7 protein-coding genes, 1 pseudogene and 1 riboswitch are annotated in these 9304 nt (G+C 43.1%); of the genes and pseudogenes, 5 read left to right on the top strand and 3 right to left on the bottom strand.

What is annotated here, in order from left to right:
- Window positions 1-226: 226 nt before the first annotated feature.
- Window positions 227-1207, top strand: coding sequence for a 2-hydroxyacid dehydrogenase (locus tag ABYB02_RS11535; RefSeq protein ID WP_372762597.1), 981 nt, complete (start codon window positions 227-229; stop codon window positions 1205-1207).
- An 88-nt stretch (window positions 1208-1295) separates the two neighbouring features.
- On the opposite strand, the gene ABYB02_RS11530 is transcribed toward ABYB02_RS11535, so the two are convergent.
- Window positions 1296-2618 (bottom strand): sodium-dependent transporter, encoded by a 1323-nt coding sequence (locus ABYB02_RS11530; protein ID WP_372762596.1) that lies wholly within the window; start codon window positions 2616-2618, stop codon window positions 1296-1298.
- Window positions 2619-2787: 169 nt separating this feature from the next.
- Between ABYB02_RS11530 and ABYB02_RS11525 the strand changes: the two genes are divergently transcribed.
- On the top strand, window positions 2788-3576 hold the full coding sequence (locus tag ABYB02_RS11525; RefSeq protein WP_372762598.1) for a 4'-phosphopantetheinyl transferase superfamily protein: 789 nt from the start codon (window positions 2788-2790) through the stop codon (window positions 3574-3576).
- Here ABYB02_RS11525 and lysC read toward each other — a convergent pair.
- Both lysC and nhaD read right to left on the bottom strand, forming a co-directional pair.
- Window positions 3550-4941 (bottom strand): lysine-sensitive aspartokinase 3, encoded by a 1392-nt coding sequence (lysC, locus tag ABYB02_RS11520; protein WP_372762595.1) that lies wholly within the window; start codon window positions 4939-4941, stop codon window positions 3550-3552. The two genes, ABYB02_RS11525 and lysC, sit on opposite strands and share 27 nt — an antisense overlap.
- Before the next feature lie 75 nt (window positions 4942-5016).
- A riboswitch (Lysine riboswitch) is annotated at window positions 5017-5190 on the bottom strand.
- Window positions 5191-5308: 118 nt separating this feature from the next.
- On the bottom strand, window positions 5309-6556 hold the full coding sequence (nhaD, locus tag ABYB02_RS11515) for a sodium:proton antiporter NhaD (protein ID WP_372762594.1): 1248 nt from the start codon (window positions 6554-6556) through the stop codon (window positions 5309-5311).
- A gap of 251 nt (window positions 6557-6807) precedes the next feature.
- Here nhaD and ABYB02_RS11510 point away from each other — a divergent pair, with 251 nt between their 5' ends.
- The 3 genes and pseudogenes from ABYB02_RS11510 to ABYB02_RS11500 form a co-directional block, all read left to right on the top strand.
- A complete protein-coding gene (locus ABYB02_RS11510; protein ID WP_372762593.1) occupies window positions 6808-8079 on the top strand; it encodes a hypothetical protein in 1272 nt (423 codons plus the stop codon).
- A 5-nt stretch (window positions 8080-8084) separates the two neighbouring features.
- Window positions 8085-8633 (top strand): hypothetical protein, encoded by a 549-nt coding sequence (locus ABYB02_RS11505; protein ID WP_372762592.1) that lies wholly within the window; start codon window positions 8085-8087, stop codon window positions 8631-8633.
- A pseudogene (locus ABYB02_RS11500) lies at window positions 8630-9304 on the top strand (ATPase); the annotation flags it as partial. The gene ABYB02_RS11505 and the pseudogene ABYB02_RS11500, both read left to right, overlap by 4 nt.

Genomic DNA, 9304 nt, shown 5'->3' with positions numbered 1-9304 from the left:
TAATTGCGCGTTATGCCCCGCGCACTAAACCAAGCGCACTGCAGCTCGCCATAGAAAGTAACCTAGCGGCCGCTCATACAAACAGCGTGTAACTCTCAGCGGTATTAACTATTTGGGCGGATAAAGGCGTGTCTAGATCAATAAAATAGCGTTTCACTAAGCGCAATACCATAAACTGGTTTACGCTGATAATAAATCACTGTGTATTATCGCGTGGAGTTGCCTCATGAATATTGCTTTTTTTAGTAGCCAAAAATACGAAGTTAGTTTTTTTCAACACAGTGTCAGTAAACACAACGGAATAACCATAGATTATTTTCAACAAGCACTTAATGAACAAACCGCCGTTTTAGCGTCGGGTTATGATGCCGTGTGTGTGTTTGTGAACGACAGCGTAAATAAGGCGGTGCTGGCACAGCTTGCAAAATTACAAGTAGCTACTGTGTTGCTACGTTGTGCTGGATTTAATAATGTCGATTTGGCTGCTGCAAAACAACACCATATCAAGGTATTGCGCGTGCCGGCCTACAGCCCTGAAGCCGTTGCCGAGCATGCCATAGCCTTAATGTTAACACTGAGCCGCAAAACCCATAAAGCGTATAACCGAGTACGCGAAGATAACTTCGATCTTAATGGTTTGCTGGGCTTTAACTTACACCATAAAACCGTGGGTATTATTGGCTGTGGTAAAATTGGCACCGCACTTACACATATTTTAAATGGCTTTGGCGCGCAAATATTGGTGTGCGATCCTGAAGCGCAAACAGGCCATTATCGCATCACTGATTTAGACACGCTGTTAAGGCAAAGCGACATTATCTCGCTACACTGCCCACTCAATGAGCAAACCCATCATTTAATTAACGACGCCGCCTTTAATAAAATGAAAACGGGGGTGATGCTGATCAACACCTCTCGTGGGGCCCTACTCAACAGTAAGGCCTGTATTAAGGCGCTGAAAAGCGAAAAGTTAGGCTATTTAGGGCTTGATGTATACGAGCAAGAATCGGAGTTATTTTTTAAAAATCACAGCGACGACATCAACCAAGATGATATATTTTCTCGTTTAGTGAGTTTTAAAAATGTACTTATTACCGGTCACCAAGGCTTTTTTACTCAAGAAGCGCTCACTGTGATTGCCAACACTACGCTACAAAATGCCCTTGACGTTGCACACGACAAGCCACTGGCTAACCAAGTTTTATAGCCAATAGCCGCAAACATTCAACGCACAAAAAAAGCGCAGTGACGGTTAATCGCTGCGCTTTTTTTAAACTCTGCACGTTGTTAATGCATTAATTAAACGCCACATTGGCAAACACTAAGGTCATTAATACTGGGCATACAAAACGGATGTATTGCGCAAACCAGTAGTGCACACCAGCGCTTGCTTGACGCAATTTATTCCCGCGCTGCCATAACCAGCCAACGGTAACAAAGTAAAATAATCCCATTAACGGTAATTGATATTGGGTAAATAACATAATTACTAGGCCAAATAACCAGTCAAAATTGAGGATAATTAAGCTGGCGAAAAACAGTACTACGGCGCTGATAAACCAGGTGGCTTTGCTGCGATCGACATTGTGGTTTTCGACTAAAAACGCCACCGGAATTTCGGTGGTCGAAATGGTAGAGGTTACTGAGGCTATCGACATCAGCACAAAAAACAACAGCCCTATTAGTAAGCCAATATCACCCATGGTGCTAAATAAGGCTGGTAAAATAGCAAAAATAAGCTGGCCTTCGCCAATGAGCTTACCGTTGCTAAACACTTCAACGCCATTATGTTGCGCCACATAAATAGCCGGAATGATCAGCAGCCCGGCTAAAAATGCCACGCTGGTATCTAATAAAGCAACGCTTACGGTAAGCTTAGGTAAATTAGCCCCCGGTTTTAAGTACGAGCCGTAAATCATCATGCAGCCTACCCCTAACGACAGCGAGAAAAAGGCTTGCCCCATTGCCGCAATAATCAAATTAGGATCGAGTATTTGGCTAAAATCGGGAATTAAATACGCGGCAAACCCAGCACTTGCGCCATTAAGAGTGGCAATATAAACAATTAAACCAATTAACAATAGCAACAGCACCGGCATTAAACGGCGCGACCAGGTTTCGATACCAGATTTCACGCCCTTTAAAATAATACTGGCGGTAAAAATGAGCATTAACGGGGTGAATATAAAGTTACGCAGCATCGAATCGCTATGCAAAAACTCACTAACATCACTAAAGCCTAAAAAAGAGCTAATGGGCTCGATGGCATACGACAACATCCAACCGGCAACGATGGAGTAAAAACTAAGCATCACGATAGCGCCGGCCAAACCAATATAACCTGCAGCAGCCCCCACTTTAGGTGCTTGATCTTGCCACGCGTCGCGCAAGGCAATAACAGGGTTTGCTTGTGCTTTATAGCCTAAATACAATTCGGTGTATAACGCGGGTAAGGCGAGTAAAAATATAACAATAAAGTACACCAGCAAAAATGCGCCACCACCGTGGTTCGCCGCCTGTGTAGGAAAGCCCCAAATATTACCTAAACCCACCGCTGCGCCTGCAGCCGCTAAAACAAAACCCAGTCGGCTTTGAAAACCATCACGCACTTGTGCCATACACCTACAAATCTGTTACTATTTTTATTAGGGTGAATTAAACCATATTTCACCGCGCCTTAGTAATAAAAATGTAGCTCAGGCGCACAACAAGCAAAAACCGCTTACTATCTGTGCAGCTTTATCTTCAAATAGTGGTTTAGTATTAATTTTTATTCTTTGAGCGATGATCAGTTTGTCTTACTTTAAAAACACCTTACCTATTGCACCACTAAAGCAAACTAGCGGGAGTATTTTATTATTTAACGCTAAATCCCTCGATATGAGGCAATACAAAGTGGCCGATTATCTAAGCCCATTTGAGTTACAGGTCATCAGTCGCCGAAAAAGCCCGCAAGCAAAACAAGAATATTTAGCCACTCGGTTATTATTAAAATATTTATTGAAAAGCTGTTTTAGTGAATTTGCAGCCACCCCCTTAACGGCTATTAGCTCACAGTTTGATCAAGCCAGCAGCAAACTACAACTGCATGTTAACGGGCGTATTATTAATTGCTGTATTTCCCACTCGCATGGTTTTGTTGGCGCAGCGCTTAACCCTGAGCAATTGCCATTTGGCTTCGATATTGAAAAAATAAGCCTGCAGCGGCCATTTGCCAAATTAGCCAAACACTTTTATCACGCCGATGAAATAACCCTTATCACCGCGCCCACAACCGCGCTTGCGCAAGCGCAGCACTTTTTTAGAATTTGGACCTTAAAAGAAGCGCTGGCTAAGGCTACCAGTCGGCCAATCGCAAAATTACTCAGTCCCAATGTGTTTAGCGAATTAACCAAGGCCGCGCTTGTTGCCCGCAGCGGTAATATAACCGCGGCGGCAATTAATAATGACATGGCCAATGCCGAGCAGGCGCAAACGGCAGATTTTGATATTAGCGTGGTGATGCAACAGCGCGCCGAGTGGCGGTGCGCTGTTATTGGCTTAACACAATTACGCCGCGTAATCGCTTTCAAGTAAGCGACTATGAATAGCTTGTACCACGTTATCTGACTCGCTTTGCTCCACTAAAAAGCACAAGTTATGTTTACTCGCACCATGGCAAATGAGTCGAATATTAAAGTCGCTGAGTACCTGCATTAAGTTCATTTCATGTTGGCGTAACTGGATCTCAGAACCAATCAGCGCCACCAGCGTGAGGTTGTTTTCTACCGATACATGACAAAACTCTGCCAGTTTGTCTAAACAACCTTGATCAAGCTCAGGGCGCGACGCATTCGCTGCATTATCTAGGGTGATTGCCACGCTAATTTCTGACGTAGTGACTAAATCAACCGATATATTAAACTCACTTAAAATAGTAAATACCCGCGCTAAAAAGCCACTCGCCAATAGCATTTCGGGGCTTTTAAGGGTTAACAATATTTGATTTTTACGCTGGGTAACGGCGCGAATTCCGGGTTGCTGGGTTTTTTCACGTTCAATCCAAGTACCACCGCGCTGTGGCTCACGACTCGAACCAACAAACACATTAATATGACTGCGACTGGCAGGTAAAATAGTCGCTGGGTGCAATACTTTAGCGCCAAAGGTCGCCATTTCTGCGGCTTCATCAAAACTTAATCGCGCAATCGGTGTGGCTTTACTACACAAGCGCGGATCGGTACTAAAAATACCCACTACATCGGTCCATATATGCACACTTTTGGCGTTAATTGCCTCGGCTAATAAGGCCGCGCTATAGTCTGAGCCGCCCCGCCCCAATGTGGTTGTTTGCCCTGCGGCATCACTGCCAATAAAACCTTGTGTAACAATAACTTGCTCGGCTAATTTTGGAATAAGTAAGGTCTGTGCGGCCTGTGCCGTAGCGGCCACATTGGGTGTGGCTTTACCAAATTGGCTATCGGTTTTTAGCACTTGGCGTACATCAAAACGAACCGCATTGAGCCCTTTTAAACGCAGCACTTGGGTAAATAAATAGCTCGACAAACGTTCGCCAAAGCTTAACAGTTCATCGTGCAACGCGCTGCTGGTGAGCACCTGGCTGGCTAATTGTATAAACGCATTAAGCGTGTCGTTAAAACCACTGGCTAAGTCAGCATCTAAGGTCAACTCAGCTAAAATAGCTTGCTGGATTGCCACCACACCGTCTATATGCTGTTGACGCTGCGCGGGGCTTAAATTGGCATTACAAAGCTCAACTAAATGGTTCGTCACACCTGCACTGGCGCTAAGTGTAACAATACGCACACTGCTGTCGGCACATATAATATCACTGCAACGGTTCATCGCCGTAAAGTCCGCGACGCTGGTGCCGCCAAATTTTGCAACGGTGTAATTTGATTGGGTGCCTGCTACTAAGTGTGGCACTGATTGGCTAGTCATTTCGTCTCCTGTTACGGTATCCAAACCGTACTAAAACAAGAAGAACTTGGCAGGAAATATAGATATGAAAAATCCACTGCCAGAAGCTCTCCACCTACAATTGGTGACAGTTTTGAGGATTCAGCCCCATAAACCGAAAAACAATGCCGACGTAGTATTGTTTTTCTCGGCGAGTACTTCCCTCTTTAATGGTCATCGGCATACGTCGCCTACCATTAAATACCTAAGTATCGCACCTCTTCTGAATGTTGTATTAATGCGTGTTTATATGACACTAATAAAACAAAACCTCAGCGCTGATTGAAAGGCTCAATCCACCGCTGAGGTTTTGCAAGTTATCGTTTAGACATCTAGCTGTCAAGTGCTTTTAAACAAAACTGCCGACTAAATACGAGCCTGTATACCCTACGGTATAACAAATTAATAAATAAAATGATAAGCGTAAGTAATTCATAAATGTCAGCCCCTTTACTTTGCTCATTGCAATAATACCGGCCGCCGAGCCAATGATCAGTAATGACCCACCAACACCGGTGGCATAAGTAAACGACAACCAATGCTGCTGTGACATAATGATATCGGCTTTTAAAAGTGCCGCGGTCAATGGTACGTTATCAACGCCCGCCGATAATATGCCCATTAAATAGTTTGCATATTCTGGCGCCATGATGGCGTATAAGTTAGTAAACTGACTCAATACCCCCACTTCTTTTAGCGCACCAACCAATAGCAACACCCCAACAAAGAACAATAACGTGTCGTATTCAATTTCACGAATAAAATCAATCATATCTTTATTAATGTCTTTTTTACGCATCAGGAATTGCGCCACTAAAAACATCATCGATAGGCCAAACAAAAAGGTCAGTAATGGCGGCACACTGTATAAAACACTTAATGTTAGCGTGGCTATCACGGTCGATAAAAAGATAATCGCGATGGTGATGTCGGTTTTTTCAATGCGCTTTTGTTTGCTCTTAGTAAAATCAACGCGACCGTTTAAGCCGATAGACAATAATGCAGCAAGCAACATCACGCTGACAAAAGCAGGCCCTATCAGTAGCAATAAATTACTGATTGTGACTTTGCCATCTAAAAATATCATTAAGGTGGTTACATCACCGGTGATAAGCGACACGCCCCCTGAGTTTACCGCAAAAATAATCAGCGTTGCGTATTTAAGCAGCTTTTTGGTTTCAAGTTTTAAGGATAAAACGACGGCAAGTGAAATGAGTGTGGCGGTAACGTTATCGGAAATAGAGGAGAAGATAAAAGCAAACAGACCAATTAAAAACATTAGCTGGCGTTCACTAATTGTTTTTGGCATCACCCGATTAACAATATTTTCGATAAACCCTTTGGAGTTTAAATAGGCTACAAAGGTCATTGCCGCCATTAAAAACAACCATAACGAGGCAATTTCTAAAATATTATGATTAAGGAGTTCTTGTATCGTTGCGGGGCTTTGCCCATTAATAGGAAAAATAAAGGAGATAATCCAACAAAGCGTACCAAAAAAAAGCGTAGTTTTAGCTTTGTTTACGTGAATTACATCCTCAATAACAATCAGCAAAAATGCAATCGCTATCAGAGTTAATATAATTGAGGAAACCATGATAATTGAACAACCTTCGGTTTAATGTAAAAATTGACCCATGAATAAATTTAGCTATTCTGTGTACCTATTTTTCGGCGCGAATGTTATCACTATGCATAGTCAAAAACTATTACTAAATAGCGTGAAAAACGAATACCATAAGAAGTATTGCCGCCAATATCACAAAAATGGCAATTTAAGCCGTAAAGTTACCCTGTGAACTTTGACTTAGGTTACCGCAACACCTTACTAGGATGTATTAACGCCTTATGATCCCAGCTAAAAAGCGGCTCAATACCCTCAACGAACATTGGGGTGTGCTAGAGCTGTTATTTAAACGTTTTAAAATGGCCGATTTTAGTCTTAAAGACTTACAAAACGCCATCAAACAAAAACAGCCCTCTTGGCCTAATGAGCGCGTATATAAAGAAACTAATCGCTTGTTAAATCAAGATATTATTATTCCTTTAGCGAAATCTTCACAGCTCGAAATAAACCGCGCTATTGCCGATTTTGCCACTTTTTTACTGCAAGAAGAGCATTTAGGCTTAGCGCAAGAAATTAGCGTGTTAGTTGATGATTTAGCCCGTTTAGGCAATCGTTTAGCCCAAGCGGGTGAAATTGAAGATTTTGACGATTTACGGCGTTTTAGCCGTATTATGGATGATCGGGTGCGAAAAATAATGAAATTATACGCCCACAACGAAAATGCCATATTAAATATTGTTGAGCAAGCCAAGTCCGATAACGCGGTGCAATCACTGCAAAAACGTTATCAAGGCGTTATCGAAGCGTTTGACGAATACATAGAGCCAATGTTGAAAATGGTCGATATACGCGGCGAGTTTCATGCCTGCTTTAGTTTAATAGAGCAACAAATTAGCACGCAAATACAGCATATTGAACAATCTGGTAAAGCCTACCACGATAAACGCATGCTTGAGCAATTGCGCACTCGCATTCTCGAAATGCATTTAGTCGGGCGTGAAAGCTTACGTAAAAGTGCCGATATGCTCATGCCGTTGCGTGAAGAATTACGCCGTAACAATTTAATTACCCGCCAAGCGGCTAAAGTGCTTGGGTTAATTCGTAAAAATGGCGTCGACAGCATGCTCAGCGCAGTGCAGCCGCACTTTGTCAGCGATACGCAACGTTATTCGTTAGGCCAGCAACGCCACATCATCGCTTATATGGCTAGTTTGGTTGAGTTTGAACACCAAGAGTACCAATTGCCTGAGCAACAGGATGTGCCCGCCTTTGTGGCGCCTAATATTCCTGATTACGACGAGGTCAAACAGCGCTTTACTCAACGCTTTGGCCAACAACGCAGTAAGTCGCAACCGTTATTGCAATTTTTGGACGACAGTTACCCAGGCCTTGATGCCGACGAAATGTTGTTTTTGTATCAAAAGCTGGTGAGTGACAATGAACTGGCTATTCGCCAAAGTAACGACAAAACACGGGTCAAAATTGCCGGCCAGCATTTTTCTTTATACCCCTTTAATTCTCAGCCTGAAGCCACCACTAAGGCACACGAGTAAACACCATGACACAAATAAATTTAAACGAACTAAGTCACTTACAAGCAATTAATAAAAAGCTAACGGCGGGTTACCACCTCTGCGAGCACGACAATGTGATGTGGCAAGAGCTGGATCAACACATTGAGGCTTACAGCGCATTATTTAGTGCACTGGGAAACGAGTTAAAACACGACAGCCGTGGTTTTTACTATTTTGCCAGTGACGAAAGCACCCCTAACATGGGCAAAATTTCTCGTGCTATTGCGCTAACGATTTATATTTTGATTGAGCATTACGCCAACACCGGTAAAGACCCATTGCGCGCCCTGTTTGACGAGGTCAACGACTTAGAGCTGATGCAAACCTTAGTACAAATTAATAAACACTTGTTTGAACAGCTAGAAATATTTTCGGGATCAGATCTGCGCAAAGACGTGTACCTGCGCATGGTACGATTAGGGCTAGCGCGTGAAGTTGAACACGGTTTTATGCTGCAAGCCCCCATCCATCGCTATATTGATGCCTTAATGGAAGTAAACGAAGAAACCTATTTAGCGGAGGATGAAGCATGAACAACTTATACGGACTGAGTAAACTTGCGCTGCTAAATACCGCAGGCTATGCAAAATGTGTCATTCCGCTGGATAAAAGCAGCTCTATTTGCGCGCCTAATAACACCGGTAAAAGTTCAGTAATCAACGCGCTACAGTTTCCACTGATCAACGATTTACGCCTCACCGAGTGGGATGGCCATGATTTAGAGGAAACGCGTAAATTTTATTTTGCGTCGGATCAATCGTATATCTTACTTGAAGCAAACTTGCCCCATGGCTCAGTGGTAATAGGCGTTGCCGGTTTAGGTAAAATAGCCGGTTATGCGCATCAGTATTTTTGTTACCAAGGTAAGCTTGATTTAGCCCAGTACACGCAAGGCAATACCATTGTTAAGTTTACTAAGTTGTTTACCCATTTAAAGCAACTTAATTACAACCCAATAGAGCTCAAAGCCCAAGAGCTCAACGCGCTATTAACTGGCGGCGCGACGCCGTTTGACGATGCGATCAACTTAAAAATGATCCCGCTGAATAATGTGCAAGACTCAACTATTTATAAAGAGATTTTTCGCCGTATTCTAAACCTGCATAAGCTCGGTGCCGCCGACGTTAAACGCTTTATGTTGCGGGTATTTGAGCGCCATATGTCAAACTCAAAAGTTGACTTTTATGAGGTCTGGCGTCGCTCG

The organism is Pseudoalteromonas sp. (assembly GCF_041613455.1).
In the GTDB taxonomy this organism is placed as follows: Bacteria; Pseudomonadota; Gammaproteobacteria; order Enterobacterales; family Alteromonadaceae; genus Pseudoalteromonas.
This window is presented reverse-complemented; position numbering and strand designations above follow the sequence as displayed.

What these genes read in the sequence shown, in the direction of transcription:
- ABYB02_RS11535 (WP_372762597.1), top strand. Translation starts at nt 227, where the DNA reads ATGAATATTGCTTTTTTTAGTAGCCAAAAATACGAAGTTAGTTTTTTT.
- ABYB02_RS11530 (WP_372762596.1), bottom strand. Translation starts at nt 2,618, where the DNA reads ATGGCACAAGTGCGTGATGGTTTTCAAAGCCGACTGGGTTTTGTTTTA.
- lysC (WP_372762595.1), bottom strand. Translation starts at nt 4,941, where the DNA reads ATGACTAGCCAATCAGTGCCACACTTAGTAGCAGGCACCCAATCAAAT.
- nhaD (WP_372762594.1), bottom strand. Translation starts at nt 6,556, where the DNA reads ATGGTTTCCTCAATTATATTAACTCTGATAGCGATTGCATTTTTGCTG.
- ABYB02_RS11510 (WP_372762593.1), top strand. Translation starts at nt 6,808, where the DNA reads ATGATCCCAGCTAAAAAGCGGCTCAATACCCTCAACGAACATTGGGGT.
- ABYB02_RS11505 (WP_372762592.1), top strand. Translation starts at nt 8,085, where the DNA reads ATGACACAAATAAATTTAAACGAACTAAGTCACTTACAAGCAATTAAT.